22 protein-coding genes are annotated in these 19,537 nt (G+C 40.0%); 8 read left to right on the top strand and 14 right to left on the bottom strand.

Annotation, left to right across the window (positions count from 1 at the left end; all coding sequences use genetic code 11):
• Nucleotides 1–156: 156 nt before the first annotated feature.
• A complete protein-coding gene (locus tag CHL76_RS15760; RefSeq protein WP_079473931.1) occupies nucleotides 157–429 on the bottom strand; it encodes a hypothetical protein in 273 nt (90 codons plus the stop codon).
• Nucleotides 430–684: 255 nt separating this feature from the next.
• On the opposite strand from CHL76_RS15760, the gene CHL76_RS17140 reads away from it, so the two are divergent.
• Nucleotides 685–834 (top strand): hypothetical protein, encoded by a 150-nt coding sequence (locus CHL76_RS17140; RefSeq protein WP_158219210.1) that lies wholly within the window; start codon nucleotides 685–687, stop codon nucleotides 832–834.
• Nucleotides 835–1,356: 522 nt separating this feature from the next.
• Here the strand turns inward: CHL76_RS17140 and CHL76_RS15750 are convergent.
• The 5 genes from CHL76_RS15750 to CHL76_RS15730 all read right to left on the bottom strand — a co-directional run bounded on the left by CHL76_RS15750 (nucleotide 1,357) and on the right by CHL76_RS15730 (nucleotide 5,912).
• Complete coding sequence (locus CHL76_RS15750; protein ID WP_094909080.1) at nucleotides 1,357–1,707, bottom strand: hypothetical protein; 351 nt, start codon at nucleotides 1,705–1,707, stop codon at nucleotides 1,357–1,359.
• A 25-nt stretch (nucleotides 1,708–1,732) separates the two neighbouring features.
• Nucleotides 1,733–2,539, bottom strand: a complete 807-nt coding sequence (locus CHL76_RS15745; RefSeq protein ID WP_094909079.1) for a replication initiator protein A — start codon at nucleotides 2,537–2,539, stop codon at nucleotides 1,733–1,735.
• Between the two features lie 380 nt (nucleotides 2,540–2,919).
• Nucleotides 2,920–3,513, bottom strand: a complete 594-nt coding sequence (locus CHL76_RS15740; RefSeq protein WP_094909078.1) for a hypothetical protein — start codon at nucleotides 3,511–3,513, stop codon at nucleotides 2,920–2,922.
• Between the two features lie 344 nt (nucleotides 3,514–3,857).
• Complete coding sequence (locus CHL76_RS15735) at nucleotides 3,858–4,670, bottom strand: Swt1 family HEPN domain-containing protein (protein ID WP_094909077.1); 813 nt, start codon at nucleotides 4,668–4,670, stop codon at nucleotides 3,858–3,860.
• Nucleotides 4,671–4,778: 108 nt separating this feature from the next.
• Nucleotides 4,779–5,912 (bottom strand): MrcB family domain-containing protein, encoded by a 1,134-nt coding sequence (locus tag CHL76_RS15730; protein ID WP_094909076.1) that lies wholly within the window; start codon nucleotides 5,910–5,912, stop codon nucleotides 4,779–4,781.
• Nucleotides 5,913–6,138: 226 nt separating this feature from the next.
• Here CHL76_RS15730 and CHL76_RS15725 point away from each other — a divergent pair, with 226 nt between their 5' ends.
• The 3 genes from CHL76_RS15725 to CHL76_RS15715 all read left to right on the top strand — a co-directional run bounded on the left by CHL76_RS15725 (nucleotide 6,139) and on the right by CHL76_RS15715 (nucleotide 9,006).
• The gene (locus tag CHL76_RS15725) at nucleotides 6,139–6,330 is read left to right on the top strand and encodes a carbon storage regulator (RefSeq protein WP_143747480.1); all 192 of its coding nucleotides are present in this window, start codon (nucleotides 6,139–6,141) and stop codon (nucleotides 6,328–6,330) included.
• 88 nt (nucleotides 6,331–6,418) lie between these two features.
• Nucleotides 6,419–7,555 (top strand): flagellin N-terminal helical domain-containing protein, encoded by a 1,137-nt coding sequence (locus CHL76_RS15720; RefSeq protein ID WP_094909074.1) that lies wholly within the window; start codon nucleotides 6,419–6,421, stop codon nucleotides 7,553–7,555.
• Nucleotides 7,556–7,875: 320 nt separating this feature from the next.
• Nucleotides 7,876–9,006: a flagellin N-terminal helical domain-containing protein gene (locus CHL76_RS15715; RefSeq protein ID WP_094909073.1), complete on the top strand. Its 1,131-nt coding sequence runs from the start codon at nucleotides 7,876–7,878 to the stop codon at nucleotides 9,004–9,006.
• A gap of 330 nt (nucleotides 9,007–9,336) precedes the next feature.
• On the opposite strand, the gene CHL76_RS15710 is transcribed toward CHL76_RS15715, so the two are convergent.
• From CHL76_RS15710 to CHL76_RS15700, 3 genes are read right to left on the bottom strand one after another with little or no spacing between them, the layout of a single operon-like run.
• On the bottom strand, nucleotides 9,337–9,810 hold the full coding sequence (locus CHL76_RS15710; RefSeq protein ID WP_094909072.1) for a TIR domain-containing protein: 474 nt from the start codon (nucleotides 9,808–9,810) through the stop codon (nucleotides 9,337–9,339).
• A 44-nt stretch (nucleotides 9,811–9,854) separates the two neighbouring features.
• Nucleotides 9,855–11,342, bottom strand: coding sequence for an SIR2 family protein (locus CHL76_RS15705; protein WP_094909071.1), 1,488 nt, complete (start codon nucleotides 11,340–11,342; stop codon nucleotides 9,855–9,857).
• 5 nt (nucleotides 11,343–11,347) lie between these two features.
• Nucleotides 11,348–12,244, bottom strand: a complete 897-nt coding sequence (locus tag CHL76_RS15700; protein ID WP_158219209.1) for a hypothetical protein — start codon at nucleotides 12,242–12,244, stop codon at nucleotides 11,348–11,350.
• A gap of 204 nt (nucleotides 12,245–12,448) precedes the next feature.
• Here CHL76_RS15700 and CHL76_RS15695 point away from each other — a divergent pair, with 204 nt between their 5' ends.
• The 3 genes from CHL76_RS15695 (at nucleotide 12,449) to CHL76_RS15685 (ending at nucleotide 14,487) form a co-directional block, all read left to right on the top strand.
• On the top strand, nucleotides 12,449–13,030 hold the full coding sequence (locus CHL76_RS15695; RefSeq protein ID WP_198951245.1) for a tyrosine-type recombinase/integrase: 582 nt from the start codon (nucleotides 12,449–12,451) through the stop codon (nucleotides 13,028–13,030).
• 42 nt (nucleotides 13,031–13,072) lie between these two features.
• Nucleotides 13,073–13,435: a DUF3021 family protein gene (locus CHL76_RS15690; RefSeq protein WP_233133494.1), complete on the top strand. Its 363-nt coding sequence runs from the start codon at nucleotides 13,073–13,075 to the stop codon at nucleotides 13,433–13,435.
• A gap of 161 nt (nucleotides 13,436–13,596) precedes the next feature.
• Entirely contained in the window at nucleotides 13,597–14,487 is an 891-nt protein-coding gene (locus CHL76_RS15685) for a nucleotidyl transferase AbiEii/AbiGii toxin family protein (protein ID WP_094909069.1), read from the top strand.
• Here the strand turns inward: CHL76_RS15685 and CHL76_RS15680 are convergent, their stop codons facing one another.
• Nucleotides 14,488–15,357, bottom strand: a complete 870-nt coding sequence (locus CHL76_RS15680; protein WP_094909068.1) for a type IV toxin-antitoxin system AbiEi family antitoxin domain-containing protein — start codon at nucleotides 15,355–15,357, stop codon at nucleotides 14,488–14,490. It lies immediately after the preceding gene.
• Nucleotides 15,358–15,672: 315 nt separating this feature from the next.
• Nucleotides 15,673–15,945, bottom strand: a complete 273-nt coding sequence (locus CHL76_RS15675) for a helix-turn-helix domain-containing protein (protein ID WP_158219208.1) — start codon at nucleotides 15,943–15,945, stop codon at nucleotides 15,673–15,675.
• 283 nt (nucleotides 15,946–16,228) lie between these two features.
• On the opposite strand from CHL76_RS15675, the gene CHL76_RS15670 reads away from it, so the two are divergent.
• The gene (locus CHL76_RS15670; RefSeq protein ID WP_094909066.1) at nucleotides 16,229–17,524 is read left to right on the top strand and encodes a polysaccharide deacetylase family protein; all 1,296 of its coding nucleotides are present in this window, start codon (nucleotides 16,229–16,231) and stop codon (nucleotides 17,522–17,524) included.
• Nucleotides 17,525–17,725: 201 nt separating this feature from the next.
• On the opposite strand, the gene CHL76_RS15665 is transcribed toward CHL76_RS15670, so the two are convergent.
• The 3 genes from CHL76_RS15665 to CHL76_RS15655 form a co-directional block, all read right to left on the bottom strand.
• On the bottom strand, nucleotides 17,726–18,046 hold the full coding sequence (locus tag CHL76_RS15665) for a helix-turn-helix domain-containing protein (protein ID WP_094909065.1): 321 nt from the start codon (nucleotides 18,044–18,046) through the stop codon (nucleotides 17,726–17,728).
• 13 nt (nucleotides 18,047–18,059) lie between these two features.
• Nucleotides 18,060–18,407 (bottom strand): type II toxin-antitoxin system RelE/ParE family toxin, encoded by a 348-nt coding sequence (locus CHL76_RS15660; RefSeq protein ID WP_094909064.1) that lies wholly within the window; start codon nucleotides 18,405–18,407, stop codon nucleotides 18,060–18,062.
• Between the two features lie 90 nt (nucleotides 18,408–18,497).
• Entirely contained in the window at nucleotides 18,498–18,782 is a 285-nt protein-coding gene (locus CHL76_RS15655; protein ID WP_094909063.1) for a DUF5839 family protein, read from the bottom strand.
• Between the last annotated feature and the right edge of the window lie 755 nt (nucleotides 18,783–19,537).

Genomic DNA, 19,537 nt, shown 5'->3' with positions numbered 1-19,537 from the left:
ATGGGCATCTAACCGCACCCATCATGCCTCAATTGATTGATGATAAACACGATTGTTACAACCACTCGTCCGTACTGGTTCCTGAAAACAACGATCCTTTCCACGCATCCTTCCATGAACCATCGAGGGCTTCTACATGCCGTAGGTGATCGACCGTTACCTTTTTTCCTGTGTGGGATCCATATCCTCACTCATGCTTTCCAGCCATTCGTTTTGTCGTTGCATTTGATCGCTGAACCGATGGAGGGCTTCGGTGTTTTTTTCGATTAAGGTTTTGTACGCTTGATCGGTTTCGTTCAGTTCTTTTTGCATCACATAGTTTTCGATTAACTCTTTCAGATAATGTTGCCGGGAAAGCCCTCGTTTTTTCGCTCGTTCATCAATCGTTTGGACCACGATGGGACTTAATTCACGCACTTTAATGTCCATGTTCTATACTCCTTTCGTGTAACAGAAAACCCTAGTTTAATGACAACCCCGATGCAAGATCAAAATAGTTGCAAGAGCATAAGGGAAAAGTGACCCCAGATGAGCTGGGGTATCCGGCAGTGCCGGATTTTTGATGGGTACACCAAAATGGCTGTTGTTCACAGGTTTGTGAACACCTTGTTCACGGATCTGTGAACAAATCTGGGGCTTGTTCACGCTTTTGTGAACAGCCCATGATCGTTTTTGAACAGGTACTTGGGCAAAAATAAAGCCGCAGCTGTTCCGTTAGGAAACAACAAGCGTACGTCTACAGCGTTCAACACAGACGATGAATTGTACATCAAAACCATTCCATGGATGAACAAATATGTATCGTTGTCGAGTCCTTTTTGTCCATCGAACTAACGCTTATGCTTGTTTCTACCACTGCGTTTCTTCAGCAGCTATCCAACACGATCGAAGGGTTCTTATCGTTTGTTTCGTTGCAAACAGAACACCAGAGCATGATCACATTCCCCACTCGACTATGTCCCATCGTTCGTGCCAAAACATCAGCTGATACGTACTATGACATTGTCTCTTGTGGCACGAAAGAAGCTTATTCTCTAGCTTCTTTCCTTACCATCTTTGGCAACGTCTTAGCGTTTCTTGATGGCTCGCTTGTGGGACCAAAGCATTTGATGGTTTCATCTTCCCTTTTTCATTTCTTATCGACCACACGGAGGTATCGTAGACGGGATTCTACGCCTCCGTCGTTGGTTTTTGGACGTGTCCCTCCATCCATCGAACACCGGAAACGTTTAAAGGCTCTCACAAGCCCCAGAAACCCTATTTGTTGATTCGTCTTATTCGAAGTCCTAATGACAGAGAAAAAATGCTCTAAGGATGACTGTATTGGCTCCAGGGCTTCCTCATGAACCAACATGGTTACGTGGCCTCTTCGCTAAACCCCTTCCAGAGTTTCGGGATCTTGTTCGCTTTGTGGGAGGAAAAGACATAGTGGGTAAATGGCTGCTTGGTTTCCGGATCCTTATAGGTATTCATCTCATATGTCTCCGTGGGAGCCGTAACCACCACTTCGGCGGCCCACTGCGCACGTTTTTTTCCCTTGGATCGACGATCACTTATTGTAATACCGGGAACCTGTCCCTCATTCACGATCAGGTACTGGGTCATGCCATCGGAAGCTCCCTCGACCTGGACGCTAAAACCGATGGCCGTTAATTCTTTTTCCAACTGTTTCACACTTCGATTAATCTTGGAGATGGTCCCTGCCATCGAATTATCCCTCCTCTATGGTTTTTTATGATTCATGCTGCAGCCAGTTATAGTTCAGCGGATGATCATCTGGTAAATGCGGGTATGGCTGGTCAATCATGTCTCGTTTTAGTCGGTGCTTATGTAAGGTATTGTCCAGGCACGTTCGCAGATACGCTTCGTAATGACGGACCGGTTCTTGTTTGTTGGCGATTTCTTCTTTGACTCGTTGAATGACTTCAGGGGATAAGCCTTCTTGGATATATTCATTTTCGATCTGCGGCGTTTTTGGATAATTGAATGAAATATTGTCAACGCTCTTGTTAACAATGTCAGTATTATTAACCTCAGTATTATTAACTTCAGTATTACTAGGGTGCAAATTTTGCACTTCCGGAGATGCAAAATTTGCACTTCCCTGGGGATGCAAATTTTGCACTTCCTTGTCATTACTGGGTTCAGATCCTATATCTGATTCTTGTTTTTGAATTTCATAAACATCTTCTTTTTCTACCACTGGCTTTTTAATATAAAGTTTATTTGGTTTATTTTGACCTACTTTTACTTGTTCTAATAGATCATTCTCAATCAATTCTTTTTTTATGGTTACAATGCTGCGTTTACTCATATTGAGAATTCTAGCCAGATCCTCATTGGTATAAATAAAGTAAATGTTTCCGTCATCATCAAACCAGTTATTTTTTATGGACAAGTTAAATCTATCGGCGAGAATAGCCCACGCAATTTTAGAATCATTTCTCATACTGCTGTACTCTTTATTGGTAAAAAATACTTTAGGGATTTGAACATGCTTTAAACGAAATTCTTCATAGATATTGTAATAATTAGACATAATAAAAAGCTCCTATCTGTTTTTAGATAAAGAGCTCCCCCCGTTACTTGCTAGCTGTCATAAGTATCGAAATAGAATTTGAGCAGATATAAAATACTTGCACGTATTTTCATATGTGTTAGAATCTACTTAAATAACTATTCTGCTGTCAGACAGAATCATCTTTACCTTTTTTGTTGGGGGAGCCCCGACCGAAGCCAGTGTTACCAGCACTGGCTTCTTTCTATGTTATTAGATATATATTAACGTACTTAAATTGCTTAGGCAAACTTATTTGAAAATGTTACCAACCTAAAGTAAACTATAATTTGGCTTTATTTAGTACATATAGCCATCCCTTGTAAAGAAGTCGTAACCCTCCAGGTGCGACTTCTTTTTTATTAACCACCAAACAGTTTAACCCAAAAACTTTTCTTTTTTTCTGGCACTTCTTTTTGTGTATCATTATCTTCTAGCGATAGTTCCTTTTGATCTTCAAAGGCTTCTTCAGTTTCGTCTTCGGAACTTTCTGCTATTTGTTTGGTTTCTTCTCGCTCATCCAATTTGTTTTCAATGCGAGAAATAGACTCTTGCTGTTGTTGGACAATTTTCAAAAGCATATCTTCTCTTCTAGAAGCTTCCTCTTGTTGAGATTCGAGTAAATTATTTAGTCGATGTACTTCTTTACTAAGAAATTTTAAAGAATCCATAGGGTTATCATTATTAGAAACAACTTCTTCTGAGGCCTCTTCACCATCTATGGCAGATATAGCATATTTAATAGCATCTTGGAGCTTAAATTCATACTTATCTCTGTATTCGAGCATTTTCCTGAAAAGAGCGACGTCTTGCTGATTGAATATTACATATCCATGTCTATTTCGTTCAAACTTTTTAGAACGCTGTTCTTCAACCATTGCATAATATTTTCTAGCTGCAGAGGAAGAAATGTTTAAATCGTCTGCCAGATGTTTAATTCGATATTCTACTTCCATATCAGCTATATCACCTCTTTCTATAGCAACCATACTTATTGATATAGCAACTATGCTAACTAATATGGCTGATATAAAATCTCTATGGCAAATATAGCACATTCATTAATGAAAAACACTAGCTCATTGAAAACGCGTATTTTAAATTGTTTTCTAACGTGAATTTTATTTAACTATAGTTGCTATACTAACGTGTTAATAAAGAGCTATAGCTTCTATGGTTTATAACTTCCGATAAGGGCAGTTATGTTACTGAAAAATGAAAAAGCAAGGTTTGGTCTTGTAGACCAAACCTTGCTTTTTCATTGAAGATTTATAAAAAGTGGGAAGCGGTGAAAAATGATCTACTGTATTTTTTCAATGATTATACTTCGTTCACATGACTCTAACAGGTTTTCCATTTTGTTTACGATCTCTAATGTCTCCTCCCAAGATAAATCCTTGCCGAGATCATGAGCATGAGCAAGGGTATTCCTCAGTTTTTGAATTTTATTGAAACAACTTTTTGCTTGATTAGATGATTCAAAAGCTAGTACCTGTCTCAATGTTTTATCTTTCCCTACAATATGAAACTTGTCAGCAATTTGTAAGCAATCCACTAGATCAAGTGCTTCATTATTTTGTCGTTTATCGTTATAAACAATCTCAGCTTTTTCTAATCTCTTTTCAGATATACATTTTTGCCAACCATTATGAGTGTAACGTTCAACAATTATATTTTTCATATAAGATTCCAATAAGGTAATCATGCCAAAAATAAGCATTCTAACAGGAGGTTTTTGTAAGTCTGCTAAAACCACTATTTTGTTTATGTTGTTTCTTTCAAGAATAAATACTCGCTCTTTGTCTTTAAACAGCCAAAGAAGATTAATAAGGGGGATGGAATCCGATACTAACTCTTCGGGCTCAAATCTGTGCATATAGTTGGAGCACCTACCCTCATCCAATTCTTCTCCCTTCACATAACCAATAATTCGTCCGTGGTTTGCTATTCCAATCGTATCGAAATCATTTTCGTTGAGCATTTTCTTTGTTTCTATCGCATCACTCTCAAGTGGTACAAATTGCAACTCTTCCGAAATGTGATTAACGGTGATGCCTTGGTCGAATAACTGATGTAGATTCTGATATAAACCTTTTTTCTGTCTATTATTCATCAGCAATCATCTCCTTATGGTTCAAGAATAAAATAGCTATCCCAACACTAAGTCAAAAGATTTTTAACAACGGTTAGTAATTGAACAATGAATTTTTAAACGTCGGGCTTATAAATGGTAAATGGCTTTTACCTCTTGATAAGTAAGATCTATGCCCACTTGCTGGAGACGATCTTTTCGTTTTTCAAAAAGGTTAGCTAATATTTTTTCCTTTTCTTCGTCTATCGCATGGTGAATCATTCGATGGGCATGAGGAGATAAACAGACAATATTTTCTACGCGGTCTAGGCTGACCTCGAACATGTTTTGATACTGCATGGGTATAAGATGGTGAGCTTCCATAAAGGGACGTTGGGTTTGCTTTGATATAAAGAATGGCAAAGAATTGTCGTATTCGCACTGATAGTCGGCTCGATGAATCGCCTCTGCAGCTATAGCAGCGTTTCTTGGCCATTGCTGTGTTTGTTGAAAAATAATTGGCTGAGGGCGAGGCAGTGAATAAGGTGTGGGTTCTTCTTGTACGGTAAACTCAGATGTTTCCAAATGATGAGCAATTGTCTCTTGATATTGGTCCTCTTCCTTTTCCTCTACGTAATAACCGTCTTCATGCATGAGTAAATAATCATTAAACTGATCTATAGAACGCCCTTCCATCAAGCTTTCTACTTCACGGTAAATAGTCAACAAATCTTGTAAGTCTTGAATTAACTCTTGAGAGGAAGGAAATGCTTCTTTGGAATAGAAGCGGCCAACAATGTGTCCTCTTTCGTATCCTTTGCTTAACTCTCCTCTCCCTCTCAAATTAATCGATGATAATTGCAAACGTTCAGGAACCAGGTGAAGGCGTTCTCGAACGATTTTTGCCACTGTTATTATTTTCTTGCTTCCTTCTTTTGCCCCGTACTTCTCCCTAAAATAGGTCCATCCTTGATTCAAGCTGATATAAACGCCACTCATATCCGCGGGGAAAAGGTATACAATGTCATAACCTTTTGTTGCTCGAATAGTAAGTTGTTTTAAGAAAATGGCCACCCAAGGAATTTCCGCCCATTGGCCTTGGCCAACAGAGCCTGTTACAGCATACATGTCTTCTGGAAGATTGGCCTCCAGCATGAGCCGATGTTTTAATTGTTGACGAACCATGTTCCCAGTCGAGTGTTCTTTTAAATCTTCGTCTTTTGATGATTCATAATTATCTAAAATATATAAAAACATGTCTTGCAACGTTTCAGGCTCTCTCATTTATTTTCCGCCCTTCCTTTTCTATAGTTGGAATTAAATGTGTAATTTTACCTAATAATAACTTAAAAAAGAAACGGATACATCAAGTTGTTTGAAAAAATCAATTTACTCTCTCTTCATACTAATAAGAAGTTACTGACCTTTAATAATTTAAGGGGAAAATGTTAAGAATAAGCGAAATATACCGATACATAGAATAAGAACAATCATTCAAGGAGGAATGGGCATGCCATTAGCATTAGGGGTAAAAGAAAATGAGCGTATTTTTATTGGAGATGATATTGCTATCGCCGTTGTTAAACAAGAAGGCGGGTACACACGTATCGTCATTGACGCTCCCAAGGAAAAGAAAATTGTTCGTGAAAAACTTGCAGAAGGAGATTTGCGAGAGAAGCTGCTGAATCATCAGCAGGACTGACAACGATACTTATCCATTATGGATTCGTATAAATACAACGGGGACATAAGGACGTGGCCCCAAAACCACATAGGGAGCGTGTAAACAGATGATTATTAACCACAACTTGGGCGCCATGAACGCCCAGCGCCAAATGAGCGCCAACCAGAACAACATGGGCGATTCCATGGAAAAACTATCGTCCGGTCTTCGGATCAACCGAGCCGGGGACGATGCCGCTGGTCTTGCCATCAGTGAAAAAATGCGCGGACAGATCCGTGGCCTGGAGCAAGCAGATCGCAACGCCCAGGATGGCATCTCCATGATTCAAACCGCCGAAGGGGCGTTAAACGAAACTCACAGCATCCTCCAGCGCATGCGGGAACTCGCTGTGCAGTCCTCCAACGACACGAACAATGGTACGGACCGGGAGGAAATTCAAAAAGAAGTGGACCAGCTGTCGCAGGAACTGGGCCGAATTTCGGATAACACGGAATTTAACACACAGAACCTCCTGGACGGGTCGTTCACCGGTAAATTTCACATTGGTGCTAATACTGGTCAAAACATTGAAATTTCCATTAATGATATGAGTGCTGAGGCATTGAGCGTAGCTAAAACAGACACTGTAGGTACTTCTACTGTGGATGATGACATCGAAATTACTAATAGTTCTGGAGATGCAATTACAATTGCATATGCCACGGATAGTGATGATACTGCGAACGATCTGAGTTCGTCTTTTGACGAAGATAGTAACACATTGACGATTAATTTAGCTCAGAACGATTCAAATGCTGTGACAAGCACTAAAGACGAAATTGCTCAAGCCATCAATGATAGCGGTAAATTAACAGCTACTATAGATGCTAACGGTGGCGATACTTTCACAGACCCAGGGACTGATACTACTGTCGCTGCTGCAACTTTTGATGATACTAAAGGCATTGATGTATCTACTCAGGAGAACGCTTCGAATGCTATTAGTACGATTAACAATGCGATTGAAAGTGTGTCGGCTGAACGTTCGAAGTTGGGTGCTTATCAAAACCGTTTAGATCACACTATCAACAACTTAGGTACTTCTGCAGAAAATCTTCAAGCGGCTGAGTCACGTATTCGCGATGTGGACATGGCTAAAGAAATGATGAATATGACGAAAAACAATATTCTGTCTCAAGCCTCCCAATCGATGCTTGCGCAAGCGAACCAACAGCCACAATCTGTCCTGCAACTTTTACAGTAAGTATTGTTTCCCTAGCCTCCAAGTTTTTTTTGGAGGCTTTTTGATTTGTTAAATATTATCTATTCTTAAAGTTTTTATTGGTCTGTTTATCTAAAAGCTGGTTCAGTGAGGAATTTATTTAGAATATCAATTAATAGGTGAACAATCGATCAATGCTGCCGATATAGATAGTAGAAACACTTATGACAGGAAGTAACAAACTCATTATTTAAAGAATTACTAGCAAGACTGATCATGGTACTTATCCATTACGGATTGGTATAAATACAATGGGGACATAAGGACGTGGACCCAAAACCACATAGGGAGCGTGTAAACAGATGATTATTAATCACAACTTGGGCGCCATGAACGCCCAGCGCCAAATGAGCGCCAACCAGAACAACATGGGCAACTCCATGGAAAAACTATCGTCCGGTCTTCGGATCAACCGAGCTGGGGACGATGCCGCTGGTCTTGCCATCAGTGAAAAAATGCGTGGGCAAATCCGTGGCCTGGAGCAAGCGGATCGCAACGCCCAGGATGGCATTTCCATGATTCAAACCGCCGAAGGCGCGTTAAACGAAACCCACAGCATCTTGCAGCGTATGCGGGAGCTGGCCGTGCAGTCTTCCAACGACACGAACAACGGCACGGACCGGGAGGAAATCCAGAAAGAAGTGGATCAGCTATCCCAAGAACTGGATCGCATTTCGGACAACACGGAATTCAACACGCAGAACCTCCTGGACGGGTCGTTCACTGGAAAAATACACATTGGAGCTAATACTGGTCAAAATATTGAAATCTCAATCAATGACATGGGAGCCGAAGCACTGAACGTAACTGGTACACAAACAAATGGCACAGCAAGCATTGATACAGACATCGATCTTGTCAATAAAACTGGAGAAGCTGTAAATATTGTTCTCGCGGACCCATCAGCCAATAATGCAAGTCTATCTAGTTCTTTTGAAGAAAGTTCTAATACACTAACAGTGAATTTGGCTACAGATGGTAGTGGGACTATCACCAGTACTAAAGACCAAGTTGCTCAGGCTATTAATGAAAGTGGTAAATTACAAGCTTCTGTAAGTGCCAATGGAGGCTCCGCAGCTTCAGCTGTCGGTTCTACATCAGTAGGGGCAGCTACTTTGGACCCGACAAAAGGCATTGATGTTTCCTCGCAAGAAAGCGCTAGTGCGTCGATTAGTACCTTAAACAATGCGATTGAAACTGTTTCTGCTGAGCGTTCAAAACTTGGTGCTTATCAGAATCGTTTGGATCACACGATTAACAATCTTGGTACTTCCGCAGAGAACCTTCAAGCGGCTGAATCCCGTATTCGCGATGTGGATATGGCCAAAGAAATGATGGAAATGACCAAAAATAACATTCTTTCCCAAGCGTCGCAGTCGATGCTCGCGCAAGCGAACCAACAGCCACAATCTGTCCTGCAACTCTTACAATAAGGTATGTTTCTTTCGACCTCAGCCTTGGCTGGGGTCTTTTTCTTATCAGCTAGTACGGTGTTTTTGGGAGTCACACTCAGCCGAGTGGCTGGTTTTTTAATGTTTTAAGAAAATTTCAGGGACCGTATATAATCTTAAAATTACTATGCTCCTTTTAACAAAATGACTCTCTTGCCATTTTTATACGGGCTAAAAATCGATTGATAAAAACCCAAGGAAAGATTCTGTTTCTTTAAAATTCACCTTAAACTGGAAAATAAAGCTAAAAACCTCCTAGCACATGCTAGAAGGTTTTTAGCTTTATTCAATTAACATGAATTTATCAAGGATTTAAGCATTCATAATCCATTTACCCAAATTATTGTATCCATCTTCCAAGTTATAATCATATATCCCTGAATTAATTTCATCAAACCACAAATGGTTCCCATTTCTATCATTGCCGACTATTTTGACAGAACTTTGAGAACTACTAGTTCTTCCTGTTACCATATCCTTTATGCCACCAATTTTTACTCCAATAAGTGCATTTCCTTTTTTATAGCTTTGTTCAATTTCATATTTAACATAGGGACGATCAAAGGTTTCTTCACCAATTAAAACAACAGTTACAGAAGTTCCTTGTAATTGTTCATCGATCCATCTTCTAACAGCTTGATCGCTAACTCTTTGAATTTTTTCAAACTCTGCTTTATCGATAAAACCTCTCGATTCTCTATCCTTGGTTATCCAAGAATTACGAGCGACATTAGCTCTATTAACATCATTTTTATAATGAAAACTAAAAAAAGCCTTTTTTATCAATTGCTTCTTCTCCTTTTTTAACATAAAAAATTTATCGAAATTGGTTAAATTTCTTTGTTTATATTTAAAATCTCAAGTACATGGTTAATCATCTCTTCGTCTGATATATTTTCTGAAGCCAGCATAGAAAAGTGATTTTCAAAGTCCTCGTTTGCTGAAGGATAGTAGTATCTTAAGTTTTGGTTCATTTTTTGCCATAACATTTTACTTTGGTATCCTGTAGTTGCAATAGGAATTAAATTTATACCTTTTTCGTGAGCTATATCAAACTCTTCTTTTACACCATTCGCATTAATTAATTTTTCCGTCTTTTCATCCCATTTATTGCCCATGATAAATATTGCGTTACCACAGTCTTCTAAAATGTCATGTCTATAAGAAGTCCATCTTTCTTTTTGTTCTGCGTCTTTATTTATAAGAGGAAACGCTCTCATTTTGATTGCCGAATCAATGTTACTAGTTTTAGTCTCATCCATTCCTGTTAGCACACCACTAACTACATGATTCCCTACGTACAATCCTAAGCCTGTTGTAATATGAAAGCCATGAATGTGTAACTTAGAGGCCAATTTAGTAATAAATTCGTCTGGAGACCCTTCCAATCTGTATTCTTTACAATGTGCATCGCTATTACTTCCTGAAATAAAGACTTGATTACTCTTATAGCGCTTTTTGATTTTTTCTAGAATCTCTGTAATTTCTGAGTACTCATCAACGAGAATAGATTTAATTCCGTAACGCTCTAAATCTTTAATCCTTAAATACTGCTTATTTTTAGCGTAATCCACTTTTTCTTTTTTTACTTTCTCATCTTTTTCATTCTTAAATTCTGGATCATTTTCACTAACAGTTTTAAAAAAACAATAGTGCGTACGTGTATTTCCTTCTAACATGATTCTGACTTTGGATAGAATAGTTTCTAAATTAGGATCATCAAAACTAAAACCAATGAATAAGAAAGTTTTCGAAATTAAATCGTTTTTTAGAGCCAAAGTAAAAAGTTCATTTTTTTTATCGTAAATTTCATAATCATCCTTGATCAAGACTGCTTCATTAGCTCTATTAATATCACCATGCATTTTATATACGGTGGCTTCACAATCCTGAACTTCTATCGACAAGTCTTGTACGCTTTTTTTAGAATCATATATTTTAGCTGCTTGCCGTAAGCTCTCTTCAATATATTCATCGTAGTTGGTTGTCCAGTAAGTCTCGATTGGTAAGCTTGCTAATGTTTTGTGGTTATCTGTAATTTCCCCATTGATATTAATATGATTTTTGATTAGCTTTGTAATATTGGTACGAGAATTTGATTGGTTATAAATATATTGAGCTACTGCTACTAGATCATCTTCTTGATCCACATCTAAGCCTATTTTATGGGCAGCTTCTCGCAATAATTCTTTCCAACTAACAGCCCCCGTGCCAACTGATAAGCCTGCTCCTCCAAAAATAGCTGCTTTTCCTGCTTCGATTTCATCTGCGTAATCTATTATAAAATTTTGCAGTTCTTTTTCTTTATAAAATTCCATAATATTTATTCCTCTCGTTTGTATATAATATTGTATATACCTTCATATTGAAGGTATAAAAAATCGAGTGGCCAATGAGGGCGGCTTTGTTGTTTATATTCTTTAATCCAACCTTCAAGTTGTGATTTGCTTAAAGGTATAAGTTTATCTAAATATAGGCTGACATCACGTGCAATTTTGAAATCTCTTTGTTCTAATAAGGGTTTTTCTTGAGCTTTTTTAACCCATTCTCGTTGAGGTATCTTTTTTCTAACTAAATCTGTCATGACGAGCTCTGAATAAATCCATGGAGATTTAACTGTTTTATCAATTGTTTCAGATATTTCTTGCGTAGAGTTTTCAGTATCCATAAATATGGTAATTTCACTTTGATCTATCATTTTGGTTAAAGCGATCGACAACATCATATGAACATGGCTTGTAGAATAATTTCTCTTTTGATAATCATAAGTGTCTGTTCCGGGAAATTTGCAATAATTTTTATCAATTTGCATTAAAAGGTCATCTGCATGATTCCATACACATGAATCGATAAATACCTTTAAGCCAAAATGATGATTTAACCATCCAGCAAAGCCCATAGCTTTATCTTTATCTCTATGAGAGTGAGAAAGAAAAACATCTATATCTAGTAGAGTAGGAAACCAATCACTTTCGACTTCATCTGCATTAATTACATCTGTGCCATCAAATAGATAATCGTCTAAATGTTTATTCATCTCTTCTAAGTTACTATCATACATTTGCTTACCTTCATCATAATAATCCTCAAAATTTATATTATCTTCAATTTTAAATCCTAGAAACATAATTGCACCTTCTTTAAAATTTTTTATTATTGTATTATTTACAGTATCTTCAATTTTAACATTCACTAATAATAAAGTAATGAATATTCTCAAAAATAAAATAGTTATTTTCTTTCAATAATTACGATTTTTGAGAGGGTTCATCGAATAATAGAATTCTCCAATAAAATGTATGAATTGAGCTAAAAGCGTACATTTCCAACCCCGGTTCGACAGGGATTTCTTTTTTTAGTATACTGAAATGTATGATTTCGTATCGATAGAATCAAAACCATACATACAAGGAGGGCTCTTCTCGTGACGAAAAAGGGGCTCGTAAATGTGCAACCGTTACGCACCCAGGACGAAATTAAAGATATGATCAATGCCCTGCGGCGGGGCAACAAAGCCACTCGGAAGCGAAAAGACCTCGCCGAACGGGATGTGTTGTTGTTTTTAACGGGGATCAATACCGGGCTGCGGGCGGGCGACCTGGTTCGACTGAAGGTTGCCGACGTGCGGACGGATACCTGTTACCTGCAGGAACAAAAAACGGGGAAGAAACGGGAAATCCAACTCGCCTCGATTCGCCCGGACCTGGATCCCTTTCTCGAAGGGAAGGCCGACGAGGCCTACCTGTTTGCCAGCCAGAAGGGCACGCATCTCTCCACGACGCAAGTGTATCGCATCCTGGAAGCGGCCGCCGACTGGCTGGGGCGCACCGACATCGGCACGCACACCATGCGCAAGACGTTCGGCTATCACCTGTATAAGCAGACCAAGGACGTGGCCCTGCTTCAGGAGATTTTTAATCATGCGTCGCCAACGATCACCAAACGATACATCGGCATTCGTCGCGAGGAGATCAATCGCAGCCTCGAACGGTTTCGGTTGGGTTAAAAGGAAAAATTCAAAGAATGGTCTTAGGGAGAAGGTGTAAAAATGCTGTTGAAGAATGCTCTTTTAAGAGGGGGCATACCGTTCATTATTATGGGCGGTATTGCCTTGATACTTTATTTTCAGGGGGAAGTTTCGGATTCTAAAGGAACGTTTATGGCTAGCTTAATTGCCCTTTTTGTTGGTGCAGCAACTGTTATTTATAATATAGACCATTGGAGCTTCACTAAGCAAAGCGGTATTCATTTTTTAATCATGTTAATAACAGTCTATCCAATTTTATTGTTTAGTGGTTGGTTTACAATTTCCTCTGTATGGGATGCCTTTAAAATTTTTCTACTTTTTGGTGTGATAGGTGTATCTATATGGCTTGTAATGTCTACACTTGCTAAAGTTTTTTCCTGGTAAACGTTAATAACGATGGGCTGGACACCTGCTTCTTCTAAGTGTTTGGTGACACCCCCTGCTTTACAACCCACTTGATTAAATTCATACTTATTATTACTCTTACAGGTTCTTGTTAACTTTCATATTCAACTATTAATCTAGCTTTGGCGGTGATTACGTAAATGATGTCCAATGAATTTTTAGAAGAATTAAGGAAGCTAACAATCATTTCTCTATTTAGTGATGATGAATTGATGGATATTTTAGTCCTGAAAGGTGGAAATGCTCTGGAATTAGCTTATCAAATGAATGCAAGAGCTTCTATCGATATCGATGTCTCCATGGAAAAAGACTTTGAAGATGCTGGTTTAACGATAACGCAAGTCCAGGAAAAATTAAGCGCCAGTTTAGATCAAACGTTTTGGGAAAACGGTTATAAAATGTTTGATATGAAACTCGAAGAACAGCCTCGAAAAAAACATCCAGCACAGGCAGCTACTTGGGGAGGATACCGCGTAGCCTTTAAAGTTATCACGAAAGAACAATTCGAACGTATTGGCCAAGAGAATGTTGAGCAATTACGAAGAGAATCGATCCCGGTATCCGAAGGCAAAAAAATCATTAAAATCGATATCAGTAAATATGAATTCGTGGCTCCAAGTGAAGAGACCGACTTTCATGATTTTATTATCCGCATCTATTCCCCTCGCATGATTGTTTTCGAAAAATTAAGAGCGATATGCCAACAAATGAAGGAATATGCTTCTGCCAACCACACCAGCCGTTCTCCTCGCCCACGAGATTTTTATGATATTTATATGATTATTACACATCTAGACCCTTCGCTCGATTTTCAAGAACATGCAAACCAAGAAATGATTAAAGCGTTTTTCCACATTAAAGACGTGCCTCTGCATCTTTTAGGAGACATCCTTAACGAAGATGTTCGACAATTCCACGAACAACAGTACGAAGATTTACAAGATACGGCCAAAGGGGATATTCAGCCTTTTCAATTTTATTACGACTTTGTTGTGGAAAAGGTTCGACAATTACATCACCTGTGGCAATAACTATAAATAATCTGGATAATAAAGCTTCCATCGAGAAGAATAAGACACGTTGTCCATATTATGAGCTAAATAAAAATCAAACTCTTGAGGGACCTTTTCGAATAGGCGAAGAGCACTTTCTTTGTATCCGGCCCTTTCAAGTAAAAAACCAATCGATTGATGATAGGGATAGCTAAAATTTAACTTTTTTACATAGGCATAGAGTTTATTAGCTGAAACAGACCCCCGCGCATGGCGGTAGATATTCAATACTTCTTGCACTCCACCGGCATAATTTGGACGTACGGCAATATCAATCAAGGTCCGTTCCATATTGGTGACTTGAAAAGTATCTTTGGTTTGAACGCCTAATTTCCCCGTGTGTTTTCCGTTTAACAAATAAATTTTTCGTTCATCTACGATGGCTACATTCTGAGAGGATCTCATTTCCTTTTGAAAAGCTTGGTCAATGGCATGTTGTTGTAAAAAAGTGTTGCTATCCTTTTTTTTACTTTGCTCTTTATTAACATAAATCGTTTTTACGATATTATCTGTTAGATCATGATAAAAGGCAGCTGTATAATGAGAAATATAGCTATCTTTGGCTAAAGAACAAGCCAATTCCAACATATCAAAATGATTGCGTATATACCTGGTATACGTACGTTGGGGGAAATCGATATCCATATCTCTTAGATGTTTCCTCTTATATAAAAATAACAATAAATCTCCCGTCGTCGTAGACAGCGGGAGTTTCCAATCTTCTCTATTCTTTTTTAAAATCTCGTGGATATCTTCTTCTGTAAAGACATGTTGATGTTGTTGATCTAATGCTTCCAGAATTTCCGTTTCATACAAGTGCATGATTTGGTTTTTACTAGGCTTTCTCAAACAAAAAACCTCTTTTCCATACAATAAAGTATATATACTTTATTGTACTTAAATAAAATTAAAATATCAAGAGCACAAATAACTCTTCTTTTAATCATTCATTAAAAAGCATGAAGAAATTTTAATTAACATAATAAAGTATACATACTTTATTATGCCCATTTATTCTCTTTTTGTCAAGTGGATAAAGTCCGTATATTTCAAATTTACGGTACGAGCATCCTTCTCCATTGCAGAAATATTCATCGATCGATAGCATGAAAAGAAATCTCGAACGTGACTTAAAAATGCTCATATCTAAGGCAGCAATCTGTTTTATGTTGGTTGGTTTCCAATAATAAACGTGATAGGAAGCGATAGACTAATACGAATTAGCGTTTCCGTGCTGGGTACCATAGATCCAGTTTCTATTCGTCCTATTGTTGATGATGATTTTCCGATAATCTGAGCCAAGTCTTGCTGCGTCCATCCCCGGGCTTTTCGAGCCTGCTTGATTTGAACAGCCCAATAAGCAATGTGCTTCGCCTGAAACACTTTTTGGTGACCAAAGAGCTCCAGGTGTCGTTGTTCTACTTCATCACACGCCATACGCTCCCACATCTCCTTTTCTTTTCACTCTAGCTTATCTCTTTCTCATTCTTAACCTACCAGACGAACTTTTAGATGGAAAACACCCCGCTTTTATCACCAAAAATGGGGTGTTGAGGGTTCTGTCCAGAAGTTAAGGGTTTTAGATGAGTTCATCATTGTACCATTCAACATGATTGCTTTTCGTTTTTCTATTTATTGTAAAATAAAAGTCCCAGTAGTACCATAATCATGAAACCATTTCAAAGACGATGGTCGATAACACGGAGAAAGGTCGATACATATGAAACGAAAACGACGAGGACGAAAAGCGTATTGGTTGATGGGACTAACGATAATGCTGGCCGTATTGGCGGTGGTCTATATTCAGCAGGGAGAGGAGAGGACGTCCCATTCGTCCTCGTCGGACGATACTTCTTCCGTGTCATCCGAACAGCAACAGATCCTCGATACCGCTGCCCGTGAGGCAGCACAATATGATTATGACCAGGCCATTCAACAACTCGAAAACGCGGAGGGATCGGAACAGACCAAGACGCAAGAAGCCATCGATTCCTATCGTCAAAAAAAAGAAAAATTAGTTTCCTGGGATAGCGACCAGCCCATTCCTCACCTCTTTTTCCACTCCCTCATTGTTGATGAAGAACGAGCCTTCGATGGAGACGGAATGAGCCAGGGCTACCGGGATAATATGGTGACGGTCGACGAGTTTCAAGCGATCCTCGAGGACCTATATGAACGGGATTATGTCCTGGTGACCATGGACGATATTGCGCAGCTGAATGCAGACGGAACCATGACCTATCAAGATCTTCAGTTGCCACCGGGCAAGAAGCCCATAGTGCTATCCCAGGATGACCTCAGCTATTACGAGTACATGGACGGGGACGGATTTGCGGACAAACTGATCTTGGATGAGCAGGGGGATGTGACGAACACCTATATCCAGGCGGATGGGGAGACCCAACAAGGATCGTATGACATGGTTCCGCTCATTGATGACTTTGTGCAGGAGCACCCGGACTTTTCCTATCACGGCCACAAAGGAGTCGTGGCCGTTACGGGATATAATGGGGTGCTGGGCTATCGAACTTCGGAGAGCGAATACGGGCCGGAAAGTAACCAGCCAAACCCGGACCTGGAGGTGGACCAAGAGCAGGCCCAACAGGTCGCGGAGGCCATGAAAGCAGAGGGATGGACCTTTGCCTCCCATACCTGGGGTCACTTGAACGTCCAGGAAACGTCTCTGGCACAGCTTCAAACCGATACCCAGCGATGGAAAGACGAAGTAGCCCCTCTCGTCGGAGACACAAGTGCCATGATTTTTGCGTTTGGCAGCGACTTAAGTGACTGGCATCCCTATCACGGAGCCAAGTATGAGTGGTTGCGGGACCAGGGATATCGCTATTTTGCCAATGTGGATGCCTCTACAGAGGCATGGAAGCAATTGGAACCGGGCTACTTCCGCCAGGCACGTATTAATGTCGATGGCATGCGGATGCGCGAGGCGCTTCAGGGCCAAACCGATGTCCTGGACCCTTTCTTTGATGTGGAAGACGTGTACAGTGATCAACGGTAAAGGTCCAGGTGTCTAAAAATTAACAAGAACAAGAAGGGGCTAAGTTGCTCCTTCTTGTTTTATAACTGCTGATAATCGTCATTATGGTAACTCATTTTTGGTGAAAACAGTACGGTAGATGAAATTATGATCTGCTATATAAATAAAACGTAGCCGTTCGAATGGAATCGAAAACGGCTACGTTTCTTCTATTGGGTGTTCTCACACTTTTTCCGTGACCTCTTGTTCGGCAATATCGGGATGGTTCCAGTAAATTTCGAGAAGACGACGAGAGGAACCACTTGGCGTATTCGTTCCCTTTTCCCACGCCTCCACCGTTTTAGTAGATACTCCTAAAACCTGGGCAAAAACGCGTTGGGTAAACTGCAGCTGCTCGCGTAATTGCTTAATCTCTTCCGGCGTAAAAACTTGCAACGCTTTAATGGCTACGTTTTTACGTCGTCCTTTCGTTTGATCACCTTCACCAAAAGCCACTGCTTCTTCCATACTTTTTTTCATCTCGTTAAAAAGGGAAGATCCCATGGCTAACGCCTCCTTATTGCTGACCATATAGTTGTTTCAACTGGATGGATAGCTTCTTTAATTCATTTTTTTCTTCTTTCGATAAGCTTGCTTGTTCCGATTTCGTGAAAATCAAAATGCAAATCGTTCGATCGGTCACAGGAATATTGAGATAGACTACGCGGTACGAACCACTTTTTCCCTGATTCGAACGGGACGGAGCAAAACGCATTTTTTTAATCCCGCCGGTCCCTGTTTCCGTGTCTCCACGTTCGGGGTCTTCCAGTAACAGTTGCTCCAGCTCTCGTAAATCGGTATCCGACAACTTCAGTCGTTCCCAGCGTTTATCGAACGTCGGCGTATAGATGAATTCTCGATGCATAAGCCCTCATGGTCTCCTTCTATTTTACCCTATATAATAGGGTTATTCAATATGTACAGATGATAGATGAATAACACCATGGATGGATCGTTATGCTTCTTGCGTGGGGGAAGCAGGTGCTCGTTCGACCACGCTCACGACCTTCTTATACATTTTTCCAGTCTCTTCAAATTCTTCTCGAAAGACATTCATAACGAGCACCGTTCGTCGTCCGTAGTTAGTATTTACGAGGACGATATCTCCCTGCTGAATCGGATCTTCGCGCAAGCGTTTTGGAATGTTCCACGTGTATAGCTGGTTCGTGTTTAACACCAGTGAGCCTTTTTCTTCTCGACGGATAATATGAAAAGCAGCAATCGTATTGTTCGTTTTCATGACTCTTTCTTCCCTTCGTTGGATGATCGTTGATAACCAATAATCGTGAAGCTGGTTGTTCCGGAACGAAGCCGAAACGGACCATGTTCATGTTCCTTTTTTGGCCTTTTGCTGTTCACCATCTTGGTCCGTGGGCTTGCCATAACAGCCATGTTTTGGCTCTCCATCATGTTCCCATCATGAACACGTTTGGTTCATGTCGAGACCGATGTTGGTTTCCTGTTAGGACACGTTCGGAGCATTCCAAGAGCTCGATCGGGAACACGATATAGGCTCTGATGATGTTCAGGAATCGGTCGTTTATTGACTAGGGGTTGGTCCATAATCAATCGTTGGCCGGTTATCGAAGCGTTAAAACCTGTCTCACAAGTGTCACAGGCCCCCGGTTTTGTACTCAATCCTGTCACAGCACTGTCTCACAGGTGTCACAAAACGCATTTTTGATGTACCCGCGTAAAGCCTGGCACTGCCAGGCACTCCAACTTGATTGGGGTCATTTTCCCCTTATGCTCTTGCAACTTTTTCATCGTTACAGGGGGTGTGTTCTCAAGGGAGCTCGTTTCATGACACGAGACCGGTTGGATCATGATCCTTTTGCTGTTCACTCATGGGCATCTAACCGCACCCATCATGCCTCAATTGATTGATGATAAACACGATTGTTACAACCACTCGTCCGTACTGGTTCCTGAAAACAACGATCCTTTCCACGCATCCTTCCATGAACCATCGAGGGCTTCTACATGCCGTAGGTG

The sequence above is a fragment of the Marinococcus halophilus genome (assembly GCF_002265875.1).
Lineage (GTDB): Bacteria > Bacillota > Bacilli > Bacillales > Marinococcaceae > Marinococcus > Marinococcus halophilus.
This window is presented reverse-complemented; position numbering and strand designations above follow the sequence as displayed.